This window comes from Stutzerimonas kunmingensis, from assembly GCF_032106285.1.
Classification (GTDB): Bacteria; Pseudomonadota; Gammaproteobacteria; order Pseudomonadales; family Pseudomonadaceae; genus Stutzerimonas; species Stutzerimonas kunmingensis_B.
Genome location: NZ_DAMCPO010000001.1, coordinates 186738 through 204965, shown reverse-complemented (window position 1 = coordinate 204965; position 18228 = coordinate 186738). Strand labels below are relative to the sequence as shown.

The window sequence follows — 18228 nt, the reverse complement described above, 5'->3', positions numbered from 1 at the left end:
CCATCATTGATTTACCAGCCGCCGGAAGCGCCACCGCCGCCGAAACCGCCGCCGCCCCCACCGAAGCCACCGCCGCCGAAACCACCACCACCGCCCCGCCCCATACCGCCAAGCAAGGCGCCCAGCAGCAAGGCACGACGACCACCACCGCGGCCACCGCGCCCCCCGCCGATAACGAAGATTGCCACCAGCATAAGGAAGAAACCGAGAATCCCGAGGCCGCCGGGTTGCTCCTGCACCATCGGCATCACCGGGCGCAGCTCGGCCGGCAGCGGGTCGCCGCCGAGCACGGTGACGATCGCCTCCGCACCTTCGGTGATCCCGGCTGTGAAGTCGCCGCGCTGGAATGCCGGCGCGATGATCCGGTTGATGATGACCGAGGACTGCGCATCGGTGAGCCGGCCTTCCAGACCGTAGCCGACCTCGATGCGAATCTTGCGATCATCGCGAGCGACGATCAGCAGCGCACCGTTGTCCTCGCCCTTCTGGCCGATGCCCCAGGTACGGCCAAGCTCCAGACCGAATTCCTCGATGCTGCGCCCGCCCAGGTCCGGCACCGTGACAACGACAACCTGCTCACCGGTCGCCTGCTCATGGCCGGCCAGCATGCTGGTCAGCCGCGCCTCGGCCTGGGTGTCGAGCAGCTCGGCACGATCGACCACGCGCCCGGTCAGCTCCGGGACCCCGGCTTCCTGGGCGACCAGGCTGCCGCCCCAGAGCAGCAGGATCAGCAGTAGCGGAAACCTGGAGGTCATTGAAACTGCACTTGTGGCGCTTGCTCGGCATTCTCGGCGGTAGCCTCGAAGTTCTCGCGAATCGGCATGTCGCTGTACATCAGGGTGTGCCAGATGCGACCGGGGAAGGTTCGAATCTCGGTGTTGTAGCGCTCGACCGCGGCGATGAAGTCGCGACGTGCCACCGCGATGCGGTTCTCGGTGCCTTCGAGCTGCGATTGCAGGGCAAGGAAGTTCTGATTGGATTTCAGATCCGGATAGCGCTCGGATACCGCCATCAGCCGGCTCAGGGCGCCGGTCAGCTGGTTCTGCGCCTGCTGGAACTGCTGCAGCTTCTGCGGATCATCCAGGGTGCTGGCATCGACCTGAATCGACGTGGCCTTGGCCCGCGCTTCCACCACCGCGGTGAGGGTTTCCTGCTCCTGACGGGCGAACCCCTTGACCGTCTCGACCAGGTTGGGAATCAGGTCGGCACGGCGCTGGTACTGGTTCTCCACCTGCGACCAGGCGGCCTTCACCTGCTCGTCATAGGTTGGGATGTTATTGACCCCGCAGCCGGCCAGAAGCCAGGACAGGAGGACGACAACCGTCAGTTGCCAGGTGTAGCGAAAACGCTGCGTATGCATGATGCGCTTGTCCATTCTGTTAACCAGTACTCAGATAAGAATAGCCAAACGCCATAAGAGTTCAGGCGCGAACAAAAAGCTCACAGCTCAAGCACGGATAACGGGTCTAAATGAGATGCCAGGGGGCGCGCGCCAACAGCGCCTTGCAACGTGTCTGCAGATGTCCGTGCAGCAGCCGCACCGGCTTGCTCAACTGCGCGCGATGGGCGCAGAGCAGGCTGAGTGGCGCCGCCTCGCCAAGACAGTCCGGCAACAGCACCTGTAGACGGCCCGCTGCCACGTCGTCGGCAATGTCCAGCCAGGACTTGTAGGCCAGCCCGCTGCCGGCCAGCGCCCAGCGACGCACCACGTCGGCATCGTCACTGACCCGGTCACCGCTGACCTGCACGGTGACCGCCCGTCGTCCTTCCTGAAAGCACCAGCGGTCATGCACGCGCCCGGCGAGCATGAAGCGCAGGCAGTTGTGCGCCGCCAGCTCGTCCAGCCGTCGTGGCGCGCCGTGCCGTTGCAGGTAGGCAGGCGAAGCGCACAGCACCCGGCGGTTCTCGCCAGCGACCGGCAGCGCGACGAGGCTGGAATCCTCCGGCGCGCCATAGCGCAGGACGATGTCCACCGGCTGACGGAACAGATCGGTCAGCCCGTCGCCCAGCAGCAGGCGCACCTGCAACTGCGGATGACTCGCCTGGAATTCGTCGAGCCACGGCAGCAGCACGTTGCGCCCGAAGTCGGACGGCGCCGACAGCTGCAGCACACCACTGATCGCCTCGCGACCACCAGCGAGCGCCTGTGCCCCCTCGTCCAGGCTGGCCAGTGCCGCCCGGGCATGTAGCAGATAAGCCTCGCCCTCGGCGGTCAGACGCAGGCTGCGGGTGGAGCGCACGAACAGCCGCACACTCAGGCTCGCTTCCAGGCGCTTCAAGGCCGCACTGGCCACTGCGGGCGACACGTCGAGCCCGCGCGCGGCCGCGGAAAGGCTGCCGCTGTCGGCGGTACGGACGAACAGCTGCAGGTCGTCGATACGCAACATTTTCAAAATCCTGTTGAAAGAGCCTCGCTTATTACCCCGTTTTTCCGCCGAGTCAAATAGCTGAGCATGCGCTTCCCCGCCGAATCCATACGGAGCAACAGCATGAAAGCGGTCGCCTACTTCGAATCCCTCGCCATCGACGATCCCCGCGCCCTGCAGGACGTGGAACTGCCCGAGCCGGTGCCCGGCCCGCGTGACCTGCTAGTGGAGGTGCGCGCCATCTCGGTCAACCCGGTGGATACCAAGGTACGCCGCAACACCCAGCCCGAGGCCGGCCAACCGAAGGTGCTGGGCTGGGACGTGGCTGGCGTGGTGGTCGGTGTGGGCAGCGAGGTCAGCCTGTTCAAAGTCGGCGACGAGGTGTTCTACGCCGGCTCCATCGCCCGCGCGGGCGGCAACAGCGAACGCCATCTGGTGGACGAGCGCATCGTCGGACGCAAACCGCGGAGCCTGAGCTTCGCCGAGGCCGCCGCGCTGCCGCTGACCGCCATCACCGCCTGGGAGCTGCTGTTCGAGCGCCTGCAACTGGTCGAAGGCCAGGGCGCCGGGAAGCAATTGCTGATCGTTGGCGCTGCCGGCGGTGTCGGCTCGATCATGCTGCAGCTGGTCCGCCAGCTGACCAAGGTCAGCGTGATCGCCACCGCCTCGCGCCCGGAAACCCAGGCCTGGGCGCGTGAACTCGGCGCGCACCATGTCATCGACCATAGTCAGCCGTTGCACGCCGAGCTGCAGCGCGCCGGTTTCGCCAGCGTCAGCCATGTCGCCAGCCTGACCCAGACCGATCAGCACTTCGATCAGCTGGTCGAGGCGCTGACGCCGCAGGGCCGCCTCGCACTGATCGACGATCCAGCCCAGCCGCTGGACGTGATGAAGCTCAAGCGCAAGAGCCTGTCGCTGCACTGGGAACTGATGTTCACCCGCTCACTGTTCGAGACGCCGGATATGATCGAGCAACATCACCTGCTGCAGCGCGTCAGCCAGCTGGTTGATCTGGGCGTGCTGCGCACCACCCTCGGCGAGCACTTCGGCACCATCAACGCGGCCAATCTGCGCCGCGCCCATGCCCTGCTGGAAAGCGGCAAGGCCAAGGGCAAGATCGTGCTGGAAGGTTTCTGACAGCTTTTAGATAACCCCGGCCTGGCGCAGGCCGGCGATCTGCTCGTCATTCATGCCCAGCAGGCGCTGCAACAGCGCCTCGCTGTGCTCGCCGAGCAGTGGCGGCGGCATGCGGTAATCCACGGGTGAAGCAGACAGCCGCAGCGGGCTGGCCACCTGCGGCACGCTGCCGGCCAGCGGATGCGGCATCTCGACCCTGAGGCCGCGATGCTGCACCTGCGGGTCGGCGAATACCTGGGCCAGATCGTTGATCGGCCCGCAAGGCACGCCAGCCTGCTCCAGCGCACCGACCCATTCGGCCGTCGTACGGAACACCGTGACCTGGCGAATCAGCGGAATCAGGTCGGCGCGATGGGCGACCCGCGCGCGGTTCGTGGCGAAGCGCGGATCGTCCGCCCACTCCGATCTTCCGGCCACCTCGCAGAACTTGCGGAACTGACCATCGTTGCCGACCGTGAGAATGATGTCGCCGTCGGCGGTGGGGAAATCCTGGTAGGGCACGATGTTCGGATGAGCGTTGCCCATACGCTTCGGCGCCACGCCGGTGGTGAGGTAGTTGAGTGCCTGGTTGCCGAGGCAGGCGACCTGCACGTCGAGCAGCGCCGTATCGATATGCTGGCCTTCGCCGCTGCGTTCGCGATGTGCCAACGCGGCAAGCACGCCGACGGTGGCGTACAGCCCGGTGAGGATATCGGTCAGCGCCACACCGACCTTGACCGGCCCGGCGCCCTCCTCCGCATCGCTGCGGCCGGTCAGGCTCATCAGCCCACCGAGGCCCTGAATCATGAAGTCGTAGCCGGCGCGAGTGGCATAAGGCCCGTCCTGGCCGAAGCCGGTGATCGAGCAATAGACCAGCCGCGGATTGATCGCCTTCAGACTGGCGTAGTCCAGACCATAGGCGGCCAGCCCGCCGACCTTGAAGTTCTCCAGCAGCACGTCGCACTGCGCCACCAGCTCGCGGATGATGCGCTGGCCCTCGGGCCGGGTGAAGTCGACGGTCAGCGACTGCTTGTTGCGGTTGGCGGTCAGGTAATAGGCCGCCTCCGAGGTGTTCTCGCCGTGCTGGTCCTTGAGATAGGGCGGGCCCCAGTGGCGGGTATCGTCGCCCGTGCCAGGGCGCTCGACCTTGATCACCTCGGCGCCGAGATCACCGAGGATCTGCCCGCACCAAGGCCCGGCGAGCACGCGGGACAGATCGAGAACGCGGATATGGGACAGGGCGCCGGGCATGGAAAACCTCACAGGCTATTGGAAGGTGAAAGCACCCTAGCCCGGTGGGAGAGGGCCGGGGTGAGGGAACCATGAGCAGTGCCAAGCACCCTCACTCCCAGCCCCTCTCCCAGAGGGAGAGGGGAGCAGTTTCAGAAGAACGCCTGAATGCCGGTCTGCGCGCGGCCGAGGATCAGCGCGTGCACATCGCGGGTGCCCTCGTAGGTGTTCACCACCTCCAGGTTGACCAGGTGCCGGGCCACGCCGAATTCGTCGCTGATGCCGTTGCCGCCGAGCATGTCGCGAGCCATGCGGGCGATATCCAGCGCCTTGCCGCAGCTGTTGCGCTTCATGATCGAGGTGATTTCCACCGCGGCGCTGCCCTCGTCCTTCATCCGGCCGAGGCGCAGGCAGCCTTGCAGGGCCAGGGTGATCTCGGTCTGCATGTCGGCCAGCTTCTTCTGGATCAGCTGGTTGGCAGCCAGCGGCCGGCCGAACTGCTGGCGGTCGAGCACGTACTGGCGCGCGGTGTGCCAGCAGAACTCGGCGGCGCCCAGCGCGCCCCAGCTGATGCCGTAGCGGGCACTGTTCAAGCAGGTGAACGGCCCCTTCAGCCCGCGCACATCGGGGAAGGCGTTCTCTTCCGGGCAGAACACGTTGTCCATGACGATCTCGCCGGTAATCGAGGCGCGCAGGCCAACCTTGCCGTGGATCGTCGGGGCGGACAGCCCTTCCCAGCCCTTTTCCAGCACGAAGCCGCGAATCTCACCGGCGTCATCCTTGGCCCAGACCACGAAAACATCGGCGATCGGGCTGTTGGTGATCCACATCTTGCTGCCGGACAGGCGATAGCCGCCGTCGACCTTCTTCGCCCGGGTGACCATGCTGCCCGGGTCTGAGCCATGGTTCGGCTCGGTCAGGCCGAAGCAGCCGATGTATTCGCCGCTGGCCAGCTTGGGCAGGTACTTCTGTCTGGTCGCCTCGTTGCCGAACTCGAAGATCGGCACCATAACCAGCGAGGACTGCACACTCATCATCGAGCGGTAGCCCGAATCGATGCGCTCGACCTCGCGGGCGATCAGGCCGTAGCACACGTAGTTCAGCCCGCTGCCACCGTAGGCTTCGGGAATGGTCGCGCCGAGCAGGCCGGTCTCGCCCATCTCGCGGAAGATCGCCGGATCGGTCTGTTCATGGCGGAAAGCTTCCAGCACCCGCGGCGCCAGCTTGTCCGCGGCGAACTGCGCGGCGCTGTCGCGCACCATGCGCTCTTCTTCGGTCAGCTGCTGATCGAGCAGCAGCGGGTCGATCCAGTTGAAGCTTGCCTTGCCGGCCATGGGGACTCCTCTTGTTTTGTTCTGCAGCGCGGCTGCGCGTGGATGGATTGATCCTAGGCGCGGCGCCAACGGGTCGCAAACGAGGATTTCGCACCGAACTGTGCGCTTTGCTCACTCCGAGATATCCTTCCCGACCAATAACCGGCTTATCCAGTGAGGTGTTCGCATAATGCGCCGCAAGATCCCTAGCACTGCTGCGCTGATCGCCTTCGAGGCCGCCGCCCGCCACGAGAGCTTCACCCGCGCGGCCGACGAACTGGCGCTGACCCAGAGCGCGATCTGCCGACAGATCGGCGGGCTGGAGGAATTTCTCGGCCTGGCGCTGTTCCGCCGTTCGCGACGCGGCGTGAAGCTGACCGCCGCTGGCCAGTCCTACGCGCGTCGCATCGCCGCGCAGCTGGACGCGGTGGAACGCGACACACTGTCGGTGATGGGCCAGCAGGGCGCGATGAGCCTTGAGCTGGCCGTGGTTCCGACCTTCGGCACCCAATGGCTGGTGCCGCGCCTCAGGCATTTCCAGGCGCTGCATCCGGAGATCACGGTGAACCTGACCAACCGCACCCGGCCGTTTCTCTTTGCCGATACCGAGTTCGATGCCGCCATCTACTTCGGCGACGCCGACTGGTCCGGTACCGAGGCGCACTACCTGATGCCGGAGGACCTGCAGCCAGTCTGCAGTCCGGCCCTGCTGCGCGACGGTCAGCCGTTCACGACCCAGGCCCTGGCCGAACTGCCGCTGCTGCAGCAGACCACCCGACCCTATGCCTGGCGCCAGTGGTTCGATTCGTTGGGGTTGAAAGTCGCCCGCGACATGACCGGACCGCGGCTGGAGCTGTTCTCCATGCTGGCGCAGGCGGCCGAGCATGGCATGGGGGTGGCGCTGATCCCGCCGTTCCTGATCCAGCGGGAACTGGCCGAGGGGCGGCTGGTGCTGGCGCATCCGCACGCCTATCGCAGCGAGACGCGGGCGTACTACCTGATGATTCCGGAGCGCAAGGTGGAGTCGGCAGGATTGGTGGCATTTCGGGATTGGTTGAAGGAGGAAGCGAGGGATTGGCGGGAGTGGGCGTTGGGTTAGTGCTTGCTCGGGTTAGGGTTGAAACCCAGGCATCTTGGTGCGGGAGACCGGTGCGTCAATCTTTCAGTCTCGAAAGACCCGTAGGGTGGAAAACCGCGCAGCGTTTTCCACCACAGCTAGCGTGCAGAGTTGGGTCTGACGAGCCAGGTGCCAGGACACCAGAAAAGAGCGCGCCGAATCGCGAGCTCAGGGCGAAGCTACTTCTTCTTTCTCGGCTTCAGATACTTCATCAATCCCTGAAACCACATCACCAGCGCCGGATTCCCCTGGATCTGGATGTCCTTGTTCTGAATCCCCTGCATGAACGCCAGCTGCTTGTTCTTCGCGGTCATGGTGGCGAAGCCGTAGGCGGCATCCTTGAAGCCAAGCGAGAACGCTGGCTCGCTCGCCGGGCCGCGCCTGCTGGTGACGCGCTGGTTCTTCACCACGAAATGCCGGGCGACCTTGCCGTCCAGGGTGTGTAGCTGGAAGCTCAGGTCCTTGTCGCCCAGCTGCTGCTGGAACTCGGGATTGGTGCGGCTGGCCTTGGCCATCAGGCGGCCAAGCATCCAAAGCAGAAAGCAGAATTTCATGTTGAGGTACCGACCGGTATGGGAAAAGGCCGCATTGTAGTGGCTTGGTCGGCGGGAGGAAGGACGGGTACGAATGGGTCCGGGGCGGACCAGGCAGTCAGGTTGACCCGGAGCCCGTTGGCTCCGGGTTGGCGCAGCGTCAGTTGACGGCGTCTTTGAGCATCTTGCCCGGTTTGAAGGCGACGGTATTGCTGGCCTTGATGGTTACCGGTTGCCCGGTTTGCGGGTTTTTCCCGGTGCGGGCACCACGGTGGCGCTGAACGAAGGTGCCGAAACCAACCAGGGTCACGCTGTCCTTGCGGTTCAGCGCGTTGGTGATTTCATCCAGCACGGCGTTGAGTACGCGATTGGCCTGGTCCTTGGACAGATCGGCCTTCTCGGCAATGGCTGCGGCGAGTTCCGGTTTACGCATTGGGAGCCTCTGAGACGTTTTTGTTGTTGTGTCCGTACTGTTCACAAGAACAGCGCTAAAGGCGCTGCAACAGCTCTAGGCTGGGGCAGACCCATGGAGAATGGCACGGCGCTAGCACCTGCGCCAGTCCCCGCGGACGCCCTGCAATCTCAACCGGGGGTCTTTAGCGACAGAATTTGCGGTAGTTCCGCCAATACCGGCGGCAGCTGCTTGTTCAAGGCCAGTCGCTCCTGCACCGCAGCGCCGGTCAGGGCGTAGCCGAGCAGCTCCCCGGAAGCCCCGAGATAGACCGCCCTGACATCACTTCCCTGGGCCTCGACGGTCCACCCACCAGCACTGCCGGTAGCGGGCAGCGAGACGACTACCGGGCATGCTGGAGTCTTCACCGTGACCGGCATGGGGCCGTAACTGACAAAGGTAGGATTGCCAAACAGCGTTTTAGCCAGGGCCCGCGCACCGGCCATCAGCGGCATCACGTAGAGCAGGTTCAACCCCTCCACTTCCGCGCAATCGCCGAGGGCGTAGACGTGGGCCGCCGAGGTCTGCAGCAGGCGATCGACGACGATGCCGCGCTTGACCTCGAGCCCCGCCTCGGCTGCCAGCTCGGTACGCGGGCACAGGCCTACCGCACTGACCACCAGATCGCAGGCCAGCCGACTGCCATCGGAGAGCTGCGCCTGCAGGCCATCATCACTGCGTTCGAGGCGCTGCAGCGTGGCGCCCAGGTGGAAGCGCGCGCCGATGCCCTCAAGGCCTCGCCTTACCGCCTGGGCCGCCTCCAGCGGCAGCAGGCCGGGCATGACCTGCTCGCTGGGCGCGACCAGATCGACTTCGTGGCCACCCAGCAGCAGGTCATTGGCGAACTCGCAGCCGATCAGCCCGGCACCGAGAATCAGCACGCGGCGCTTACCGGCGACGGCAGCGCGGAAGCGGCCGTAATCGTGCAGGTCGTTGATCGGGAAGATGGCGTCGGCGGCATCGCCTGCGACCGGCACCTGAATCGTCTGCGCGCCCCAGGCCAGTACCAGATCGCGATATGCAACCGGTTCGTTGCCGATCCACACGCGCCGATTCGCCGGATCGAGGCGGGTGACGCGAGTGTGCGTGCGAATCTCGGCGTTGAGCTGCTCGGCCATGGCGCCGGCGGTCGCCATGCCCAGGCTCTCGGCATTCTTGTTGGCGGCAAAACCGGTGGACAGCAGCGGTTTGGAATATGAGCGCCCGTCATCGGCAGTGATCAGCAACAGCGGCGTCTGCATGTCCAGCTTGCGGAATTCACGGGCCAGGTTGTAGCCGGCCAGGCCGGTACCGATGATGACTACAGGTGCGCTCACGTCATGTCCTCGTATGGTGGTTGGCGATACGGTTTTCAGCCGATGGCGATCATTTCGAAGTCCAGCTTGCCGACGCCACAGTCCGGGCAGACCCAGTCTTCCGGCACGTCTTCCCAGGCGGTGCCAGGGGCGATGCCCTCTTCCGGTACGCCCAGCGCTTCGTCATAGATGTAGCCGCACACCACACATTGCCATTTCTTCATGGGTAACCTCGATGCTCTGTCGACTGCGACGCACGCTATACCAGAACGGCGCACCGCACCAATCCCACAAATGAAAACGGGCGGCCTGAGCCGCCCGTCGCGCTACCGCCAGGCTTAGCCTGCGGTACCCACCAGCGGATCGCTGATGCCCATCACGTAGAAGCCGATCAGGCCGATGCTGCCGGCCAGGATCAGGTAGTAGAGGGTCGGCAGCATGGTCTTGCGCAGGGTGACCCCTTCACGACCGAGCAGGCCTACCGTGGCCGAAGCCGCCACCACGTTGTGGATGGCGATCATGTTGCCCGCCGCCGCACCCACCGACTGCAGCGCCACCATCAGCGCCCCGGACAGCCCCAGCAGCCCCGCGGTGTTGAACTGGAACTGCGACAGCATCAGGTTGGACACGGTGTTGGAGCCAGCGATGAACGCCCCCAGCCCACCGACCGCCGGGGCGAAGAACGGATAGATGTTGCCGACGCTGTTGGCCACCAGCTGCGCCATGGCCACCGGCATCGAGACCAGATCGGAGCCGTTCACGCCCGAGTTGATCAGGATCCGCACCATCGGGATAGTGAAGATCAGCACGAAGCCCGCGCCAAGCAGGGTCTTGCTCGACTCGGAAATCGCCGCGCCCAGTTCACCGGCCTTCATCCGATGCAGGAAGAAGGTGATCAGCACCACGATGCAGAGAATGCCACCCGGCAGGTACAGCGGCTCCAGCGTACCGGACACGCCGGTCTCACCGAGGATGTCCTTCCAGCCGAAGCTGAACGACATCAGCAGCGCCTTGAAATCCGGGAACACCCGCGACGCCACCAGCAGTGCTGCGAGGATCAGATACGGCGCCCAGGCCATCGGCACGGAGATCGGCGTCTTGCCGGCTACGTCCTCGATCTTCATCTCGATCTTGCCCATCCACTCGGACGGCCACTCGCTCGCCGGGGCGAAATCCCAGCTGTCCTTGGGCAGCAGGAAACCGGCCTTGGCCGCCGGCACAACGATGGCCAGACCGACCAGCGCACCGATCATCGACGGGAATTCCGGACCGAGGAACACACCCGCCGCGGCATACGGAATGACGAAGGCCAGACCGGTGAACACGGCGAACGGCGCAACCGCCAGACCTTCGGTCCAGGATTTGTTGCGGCCGAAGTAGCGCGTCATGATGCTGACCATGATCAGCGGCATGAGAATCCCGCACAGCGCATGGATGATCGCGACGCGCGAGAAGATCAGGTGGAAGAACACCTCCCAGTTGCTGCCCACCGCTGCCAGCTGCTCGCTGATGCCGGTCTTGTCCAGCCCCGCACCGACGCCGACCAGAATCGGCGTGCCCACCGCGCCGAAGGATACCGGCGTGGACTGCACCATCATCCCCATGACCACTGCCGCCAGAGCCGGGAAGCCCAGCGCGACCATCAGCGGCGCCGCCACCGCAGCCGGCGTACCGAAGCCCGACGCCCCCTCGATGAAGCAACCGAACAGCCAGGCGACGATCAGCACCTGAACGCGACGGTCAGGACTGACATTGGAGAAGCCACGCCGAATCGAACTGATCCCCCCGGAATGTTTCAGCGTGTTGAGCAGCAGAATCGCACCGAAGATGATCCAGAGGATCGCCGCGGTGAGGATCAGGCCCTGCAAGGTCGAGGCGATGACCCGGTTGAGGGTCATGTCCCAGGCCAGCAGGCCGATCACTGCAGTGAGGACGAAAACCAGCGGCATGGCGTACTTGGCCGGCCAGCGAAAGCCGATCAGCAGCACACCCGCCAGCACCAGCGGCACGAAGGCCAGGATGGACAGTAGTGTTTGACTCATTTGTTGGGTCCCTGCTTTTTTGTTGTGAACCGCTTCTATTGTGTCCGGGCATGCCCGGTGCCTCGCATGAAACGCCCCCTCACGGCGCGCCTCGCAGCGACCAGGCCGAAACCTCGTCGCTCATGCTCGAAAGCCCCGGGCGCCGTGGAGCGCCTGGGGCTTCTGTCCTTTACCGCATGCGCCGGGCTTCCGGCAGCACGCGGCCGATCCTGCCTGTCAGCCCTGGGCCGCCTTGAAACGCCGGCGCCAGGCGTGCAGCAGAGGCTCGGTATAACCGGCCGGCTGCTCGCGCCCCTTGAACACCAGATCACAGGCCGCCTGGAAGGCCGCCGACTGAGTGTAGTCGGCAGACATGGCGCGATAGAGCGGATCACCGGCATTCTGCTGGTCGACCACCTTGGCCATGCGCTCCAGGGTTTCCTGCACCTGCTCGCGGGTCACCACGCCATGGTGCAGCCAGTTGGCCACGTGCTGGCTGGAGATACGCAGGGTGGCGCGATCTTCCATCAGGCCGACGTTGTGGATGTCCGGCACCTTGGAACAGCCGACGCCCTGCTCGACCCAGCGCACCACGTAGCCGAGGATGCCCTGGCAGTTGTTGTCCAGCTCCTGCTGCTTCTCCTCGGCGCTCCACTTGTCCTCGGCGACCACCGGGATGGTCAGCAGATCGTTGAGCAGCTGCTCGCGCTCGGCGGCCAGATCGACCTTTTCCAGCTCGCTCTGCACGGCCTGCACGTTCACTTGGTGGTAGTGCAGCGCATGCAGGGTGGCGCCGGTCGGCGAAGGTACCCAGGCGGTGTTGGCACCGGATTTCGGATGGCCGATCTTCTGCTCGAGCATGGCCGCCATCAGGTCCGGCATGGCCCACATGCCCTTGCCGATCTGCGCCTTGCCGCGCAGACCGCAGGCCAGGCCGACCAGCACGTTGTTGCGCTCGTAGGACTGGATCCACGGGGTGGACTTCATGTTGCCCTTGCGCAGCACCGGGCCGGCTTCCATGCAGGTGTGCATCTCGTCGCCGGTACGGTCGAGGAAGCCGGTGTTGATGAAGGCCACACGGTGCTTGGCGGCGGCGATACAGGCCTTGAGGTTGGCGCTGGTGCGGCGCTCCTCGTCCATGATGCCCATCTTCAGGGTGTAGCGCGGCACACCGATCAGGTCTTCGACACGACCGAACAGCTCGTCGGCGAAGGCAACTTCCTTCGGTCCGTGCATCTTCGGCTTGACGATGTAGACGCTGCCGGTGCGCGAGTTGCCCTTGCGCGCCAGATCATGCTTGGCGATCAGGCTGGTGAACACGCCATCCATGATGCCTTCGGGGATTTCACGGCCGTCTTCCAGCAGGATCGCCGGGTTGGTCATCAGGTGACCGACGTTGCGGATGAACAGCAGCGAGCGGCCGTGCAGTTTCAGCTCGCCGCCGTTCGGCGCGCTGTATTCGCGGTCCGGATTCAGGCGGCGGACGAAGCTCGAGCTGCCCTTGGCGACCTCCTCGCTGAGGGTGCCCTGCACGATGCCCAGCCAGTTGCGGTAGGCCAGCACCTTGTCGTCGGCATCCACCGCGGCGACCGAGTCTTCGCAGTCGAGAATGGTGGAAACCGCGGATTCGACCAGCAGGTCCTTCACGCCGGCGGCATCGGTCTGGCCGATCGGGCTGTTCGGATCGATCTGGATTTCGACGTGCAGGCCGTTGTTCTTCAGCAGTACGGCCTTCGGCTCGACCGCTTCGCCCTGGAAGCCGACGAACTTCTCAGGCTGGGCCAGCCCGGTGACGTTGCCATTCTCCAGGGTTACCTTCAGCTGGCCGTCCTGCACGCGGTAGGCGGTGGCGTCGGCGTGGCTGCCTTCGGCCAGCGGTGCGGCCTGATCGAGGAAATTGCGCGCGTAGGCGATGACCTTGGCGCCACGGACTTCGTTGTAGCCCGGGCCCTTCTGCGCGCCGCCCTCTTCGGAGATGGCGTCGGTGCCGTAGAGCGCGTCGTACAGCGAGCCCCAGCGCGCGTTGGCGGCGTTCAGCGCATAGCGCGCGTTCATGATCGGCACCACCAGCTGCGGGCCGGCCTGGGTAGCGATCTCGCTGTCGACGTTGGCGGTCTCGATCTTCACCTCGCCCGGCACCGGCAGCAGGTAGCCGATGGATTCGAGGAAGGCGCGGTAGGCCGCCATGTCCTTGATCGGGCCTGAGTTGGCCTTGTGCCAGCTGTCCAGCTCGGCCTGCATGCGGTCGCGCTCGGCAAGCAGCTCGCGGTTCTTCGGCGCCAGGTCATGGACCAGAGTGTCCAGGCCCTGCCAGAAGGCGGCAGCTTCGATACCGGTGCCCGGCAGGACTTCGTCTTCGATGAAACGCTGCAGATTGGCCGCGACTTGCAGGCGGCCCAGGGTTACACGCTCGGTCATCAGTCGTTCTCCTTGTCTGTTCAGTTGGCCAGGGCAGCGACGCCGGCCTTGGCGATCTGGGCATCCTGCGCGGCGGTCACGCCGGAGACGCCAACCGAGCCGATGACCTGGCCGTCAACCACTACCGGCACGCCGCCTTCCAGCGAGCAGACCACCGGCGCGGAGAGGAAGGCGCTGCGGCCGCCGTTGACCATGTCTTCGTAACCCTTGGTTTCGCGACGGCCGAGGGCTGAGCTGCGGGCCTTCTCGGTGGCGATGTAGGAGGCGATCGGCGCACAGCCGTCCAGACGCTCCAGCGCCAGCGGATGGCCGCCGTCGTCGGCGACGACGATGGTCACGGCCCAGCCGTTGGCCTGCGCTTCGGCACGGGCGGCGGCAAGGATGGTGGCGACTTCGGTCTGGCTCAGTACGGCTTTGCTTTTCATCTCGATTCTCCTGTCTTCGTATTTCGGTTGTTCGCTGGCCGCCCTGACTGGGCGACCGAACCATGAGGCGTTGCTACTGCATCGATTCCTCGACCACTTCGATCCAGTGCTTGACCGGCGTGCGGCCGGCGCCGTCGAGGTGGGTCTGGCAGCCGATGTTGGCGGTGACGATCACTTCCGGCTTGCCGCTCTCCAGCGCGTTGAGCTTGTTGTCGCGCAGCTGGTGGGAAATCTCCGGCTGGGTGATCGAATAACTGCCGGCCGAGCCACAGCACAGGTGCGCATCCGGCACCGCGGTGAGCTGGTAGCCCAAGCGGGTAAGCACGTCTTCGACCGCGCCGCCGAGCTTCTGTGCGTGCTGCAGGGTGCATGGGCAGTGGAAGGCCATGCGCTTGTCGGCGCGCACGTCGAGCTTTTCCAGCTCGGCGCTGCGCAGCACTTCGACCAGATCCTTGGCCAGCTCGCTGACCCGCGCGGCCTTGGCGGCGTAGGCCGGGTCATCCTTGAGCAGATGACCGTATTCCTTGACGAAGGCGCCGCAGCCGCTGGCGGTCTGCACGATGGCTTCGGCACCGGCTTCGATGGCCGGCCACCAGGCGTCGATGTTGCGCCGCGCCCGGTCCAGACCGGCATCCTGGGCATTGAGGTGGTAATCCACCGCGCCGCAGCAGCCGGCTTCGCGCGCCGGGCTGACGCTGATGCCGAGGCGGTCGAGCACGCGCGCTGCGGCGGCATTGGTGCTCGGCGACAGGCTAGGCTGCACGCAGCCTTCGAGCATCAGCACGCGACGGCCGTGCATCACCTGCGGGCGCGGCTTGGCCGGGCGGATCTCGCGCGGCAGATGATCCTTGAGCGAGGCCGGCATCAGCGGCTTCAGCGCATTGCCGGCACCCAGCAATGCCTTGAACAGGCCCGGGCGCGGGATCACCGTGCGCAGGCCACCGCGCACGATGCGCTCGCCCAGCGGGCGCTGCACCTGTTGCTCGATGAAGTCGCGGCCGATATCCAGCAGGTTGTGGTACTTCACCCCCGACGGGCAGGTGGTCTCGCAGTTGCGGCAGGTCAGGCAGCGGTCCAGGTGCAGTTGGGTGCTCTCGGTCACCTCGCCACCCTCGAACATCTGCTTCATCAGGTAGATGCGCCCGCGCGGGCCGTCCAGCTCGTCGCCCAGCAGTTGGTACGTCGGGCACGTGGCATTGCAGAAGCCGCAATGCACGCAGGAGCGCAGGATGCTTTCGGCTTCTTCGGCGCGCGGCAACCGCTTGGCCGCTTCGCTCAGATTGGTTTGCATATCAGACCTCGGAATACATGCGGCCGGGGTTGAAGATCCCCTGCGGATCGAGCGCGGCCTTGAGCTGGCGGTGATAGCGCAGCAGCGGTGCCGACAGCGGCTGGAACGGGTTCGTGGTCGCACCGGCGGTGAAACAGGTGGCATGGCCGCCAATTTCGGCGGCGATGGCGCGGATGCTTGCGGCGTCGGCATCGGACTTCAGCCAGCGCTGGGCGCCGGCCCAGTCGACCAGCTGCTCGCCCGGCAGGGCCACGGCCGGCGTGTTGTTCGGCAGCGACAGGCGCCACAGCGGGCGCGGGTCAGCAAAGAACGCCAGGCGCTGCTCGCGCAGATCGTTCCAGTAGCCGGGGTCGAGATCCTCGCCACCGATGCGCTCGCGGGCCGCACCAACAGAGCCTTCGCCGCCTTCCAAACGCAGGTGCAGCGCCTGGCCATCATGGCTGGCTGCACTGATCGGGATCGGCTGCTGCCCCCACTCGGCGAGCTTCAGCAGTGCGCGGTCGAGGTCGATTTCCAGACGCAGGCTGGTGCACAGGCGTGGCTTGGGCAGCACCTTGAGCGAGACTTCGGTGAGCACGCCGAGGCAGCCGAAGCTGCCGGCCATCAGGCGCGACAGGTCGTAGCCGGCGACGTTCTTCATCACCTCGCCGCCGAAGCGCAGGTGCTTGCCCTGGCCGGTGATGATGCGCGAGCCGAGCACGAAGTCGCGCACCGAACCGCTCCACGGGCGCCGCGGGCCGGACAGCCCGGCGGCGATCATGCCGCCGACGGTGGCGCCTTCGCCGAAGTGCGGCGGCTCGCAGGGCAGCATCTGCCCGGCCTCGTCCAGGGTGGCCTCGAGTTCGGCCAGCGGTGTGCCGGCACGCACGCTCACCACCAGTTCGGTAGGGTCATAGCTGACGATGCCGCGGTGCTCGCGGGTATCGAGCAGCACGCCGTCGACCTGCCGCCCGAGGAAAGCCTTGCTGCCGCTGCCCTGAATGCACAGCGGCGTGTTGGCGGCAAGCGCCTGGTTGACCTGATCCAGCAACTGCGCGCTGGCGTCGTTGGCGATTACGGACATCAGAAACGCTCCAGTTCAGGGAAAGGCAGCTGGCCGTTATGGATGTGCATGCGGCCGAATTCGGCGCAGCGATGCAGGGTCGGGATGTTCTTGCCCGGGTTGAGCAGGCCGCTCGGGTCAAAGGCCGCCTTGACCGCGTGGAACAGCGTCAGCTCGTCGGCGTTGAACTGCGAGCACATCTGATTGATCTTCTCGCGGCCGACGCCGTGTTCGCCGGTGATGCTGCCGCCGACCTTCACGCAGAGTTCGAGAATCTTGCCGCCCAGGTCTTCGGCGCGCTCCAGCTCACCGGGCTGGTTGGCATCGAAGAGGATCAGCGGGTGCATGTTGCCGTCGCCGGCATGGAACACGTTGGCCACGCGCAGGCCGAACTGCTCGGAGAGATCGGAGATACCCTTGAGCACACCCGGCAGCTCGCGCCGCGGAATGGTGCCGTCCATGCAGTAGTAGTCCGGCGAGATGCGCCCGACCGCCGGGAAGGCGTTCTTGCGTCCGGCCCAGAAACGCACGCGCTCGGCTTCGTCCTTGGCCAGGCGCACTTCGGTGGCACCGGCCAGCTTGAGCACTTCGCTGACGCGGGCGCAGTCGTCGTGAACGTCGGCTTCGACGCCGTCGAGTTCGCAGAGCAGGATGGCCTCGGCATCCACCGGATAACCGGCGTGGATGAAGTCTTCGGCAGCGCGGATGGACAGGTTGTCCATCATTTCCAGGCCGCCGGGGATGATGCCGGCAGCGATGATGTCGCCCACCGCACGACCGGCCTTCTCCACCGAGTCGAAGGCGGCAAGCAGCACCTTGGCCACCTGCGGCTTGGGCAGCAGCTTGACCGTCACCTCGGTGACGATGCCGAGCATGCCTTCGGAGCCGGTGAACAGCGCCAGCAGGTCGAAGCCTGGCGAATCCAAGGCGTCGGAGCCGAGGGTCATGCGCTCGCCCTCGACGGTGAGGATGTCCACCTTGAGCAGGTTGTGCACGGTCAGGCCGTACTTCAGGCAATGCACACCGCCGGCATTCTCGGCGACGTTGCCGCCGATGGAGCAGGCGATCTGCGACGATGGGTCCGGCGCGTAGTACAGCTCATAGGGTGCGGCAGCCTGGGAGATCGCCAGGTTGCGCACGCCGGGCTGGACCCGGGCGAAGCGCCCAGCCGGGTCGACTTCGAGAATCTTGTTGAAACGCGCCATGACCAGCAGGATGCCCTGCTCCAGTGGCAGCGCGCCGCCAGAAAGGCCGGTACCGGCGCCACGGGCAACCACCGGCACGCCGCGCTGATGGCAGAGCTTAAGCAGCGTCTCGACCTGCTCAATGCGCTCGGGCAGCACCACCAGCAGCGGCGTGGTGCGGTAGGCGGACAGCCCATCGCACTCGTAGGGCTTGAGGTCTTCGCTGCGGTGGAGGATGTCCAGGTCGGGCAACTGCGCCTGCAGATCGGCCAGCAGGGCGGCCTTGTCGACCTTGGGCAACGCACCATCGACGCGTTCGTCGTAGAGAATGTTCATGGCAGGTTCCGGTTCTCGTGGGTTGCAGCCAGCGCGAACGACTGCGGTGGAATGACGCATCTTTAACGTCGATGACCGCTATCGTCTACG

The 18228-nt window shown here is 65.6% G+C and carries 17 protein-coding genes; 2 read left to right on the top strand and 15 right to left on the bottom strand.

Annotation, left to right across the window (positions count from 1 at the left end; all coding sequences use genetic code 11):
- Nucleotides 1–11: 11 nt before the first annotated feature.
- The 3 genes from RT582_RS00955 to RT582_RS00945 form a co-directional block, all read right to left on the bottom strand.
- A complete protein-coding gene (locus tag RT582_RS00955; protein ID WP_313476200.1) occupies nucleotides 12–755 on the bottom strand; it encodes a TPM domain-containing protein in 744 nt (247 codons plus the stop codon).
- Nucleotides 752–1360, bottom strand: coding sequence for a LemA family protein (locus tag RT582_RS00950; protein ID WP_031297351.1), 609 nt, complete (start codon nucleotides 1358–1360; stop codon nucleotides 752–754). Before RT582_RS00950 ends, RT582_RS00955 begins: the two co-directional genes overlap by 4 nt.
- A 106-nt stretch (nucleotides 1361–1466) precedes the next feature.
- Nucleotides 1467–2387: a LysR family transcriptional regulator gene (locus RT582_RS00945; protein ID WP_014821819.1), complete on the bottom strand. Its 921-nt coding sequence runs from the start codon at nucleotides 2385–2387 to the stop codon at nucleotides 1467–1469.
- Nucleotides 2388–2489: 102 nt separating this feature from the next.
- Here RT582_RS00945 and RT582_RS00940 point away from each other — a divergent pair, with 102 nt between their 5' ends.
- Nucleotides 2490–3503, top strand: coding sequence for a zinc-binding alcohol dehydrogenase family protein (locus RT582_RS00940; RefSeq protein ID WP_014821820.1), 1014 nt, complete (start codon nucleotides 2490–2492; stop codon nucleotides 3501–3503).
- A 6-nt stretch (nucleotides 3504–3509) separates the two neighbouring features.
- On the opposite strand, the gene RT582_RS00935 is transcribed toward RT582_RS00940, so the two are convergent.
- Nucleotides 3510–4733 carry a CaiB/BaiF CoA transferase family protein gene (locus RT582_RS00935; RefSeq protein ID WP_014821821.1) on the bottom strand — a complete coding sequence of 408 codons (1224 nt, stop codon included), beginning with the start codon at nucleotides 4731–4733 and terminating at the stop codon, nucleotides 3510–3512.
- 131 nt (nucleotides 4734–4864) lie between these two features.
- Nucleotides 4865–6046: an acyl-CoA dehydrogenase gene (locus tag RT582_RS00930; protein WP_014821822.1), complete on the bottom strand. Its 1182-nt coding sequence runs from the start codon at nucleotides 6044–6046 to the stop codon at nucleotides 4865–4867.
- A 169-nt stretch (nucleotides 6047–6215) separates the two neighbouring features.
- Between RT582_RS00930 and RT582_RS00925 the strand changes: the two genes are divergently transcribed.
- On the top strand, nucleotides 6216–7124 hold the full coding sequence (locus tag RT582_RS00925; RefSeq protein ID WP_014821823.1) for a LysR family transcriptional regulator: 909 nt from the start codon (nucleotides 6216–6218) through the stop codon (nucleotides 7122–7124).
- Nucleotides 7125–7321: 197 nt separating this feature from the next.
- On the opposite strand, the gene RT582_RS00920 is transcribed toward RT582_RS00925, so the two are convergent.
- The 10 genes from RT582_RS00920 to glcD form a co-directional block, all read right to left on the bottom strand.
- On the bottom strand, nucleotides 7322–7696 hold the full coding sequence (locus tag RT582_RS00920) for an SCP2 sterol-binding domain-containing protein (RefSeq protein ID WP_014821824.1): 375 nt from the start codon (nucleotides 7694–7696) through the stop codon (nucleotides 7322–7324).
- Between the two features lie 139 nt (nucleotides 7697–7835).
- The gene (locus tag RT582_RS00915) at nucleotides 7836–8108 is read right to left on the bottom strand and encodes an HU family DNA-binding protein (RefSeq protein ID WP_003283322.1); all 273 of its coding nucleotides are present in this window, start codon (nucleotides 8106–8108) and stop codon (nucleotides 7836–7838) included.
- Nucleotides 8109–8257: 149 nt separating this feature from the next.
- Nucleotides 8258–9442, bottom strand: coding sequence for an FAD-dependent oxidoreductase (locus tag RT582_RS00910; protein WP_313476197.1), 1185 nt, complete (start codon nucleotides 9440–9442; stop codon nucleotides 8258–8260).
- 35 nt (nucleotides 9443–9477) lie between these two features.
- The gene (gene rd / locus RT582_RS00905) at nucleotides 9478–9645 is read right to left on the bottom strand and encodes a rubredoxin (RefSeq protein WP_014595645.1); all 168 of its coding nucleotides are present in this window, start codon (nucleotides 9643–9645) and stop codon (nucleotides 9478–9480) included.
- 114 nt (nucleotides 9646–9759) lie between these two features.
- Nucleotides 9760–11463 (bottom strand): L-lactate permease, encoded by a 1704-nt coding sequence (locus tag RT582_RS00900; protein WP_313476194.1) that lies wholly within the window; start codon nucleotides 11461–11463, stop codon nucleotides 9760–9762.
- Between the two features lie 216 nt (nucleotides 11464–11679).
- Nucleotides 11680–13860 carry a malate synthase G gene (locus RT582_RS00895; protein ID WP_313476193.1) on the bottom strand — a complete coding sequence of 727 codons (2181 nt, stop codon included), beginning with the start codon at nucleotides 13858–13860 and terminating at the stop codon, nucleotides 11680–11682.
- A gap of 20 nt (nucleotides 13861–13880) precedes the next feature.
- Complete coding sequence (locus tag RT582_RS00890; protein WP_015278494.1) at nucleotides 13881–14285, bottom strand: heme-binding protein; 405 nt, start codon at nucleotides 14283–14285, stop codon at nucleotides 13881–13883.
- A gap of 73 nt (nucleotides 14286–14358) precedes the next feature.
- The gene (glcF, locus tag RT582_RS00885) at nucleotides 14359–15576 is read right to left on the bottom strand and encodes a glycolate oxidase subunit GlcF (protein ID WP_313476190.1); all 1218 of its coding nucleotides are present in this window, start codon (nucleotides 15574–15576) and stop codon (nucleotides 14359–14361) included.
- Nucleotide 15577: 1 nt separating this feature from the next.
- Complete coding sequence (gene glcE, locus RT582_RS00880) at nucleotides 15578–16639, bottom strand: glycolate oxidase subunit GlcE (protein WP_313476188.1); 1062 nt, start codon at nucleotides 16637–16639, stop codon at nucleotides 15578–15580.
- Entirely contained in the window at nucleotides 16639–18138 is a 1500-nt protein-coding gene (gene glcD, locus RT582_RS00875; protein ID WP_313476187.1) for a glycolate oxidase subunit GlcD, read from the bottom strand. The genes glcE and glcD overlap by 1 nt, the downstream gene beginning before the upstream one ends.
- Nucleotides 18139–18228 lie beyond the last annotated feature (90 nt).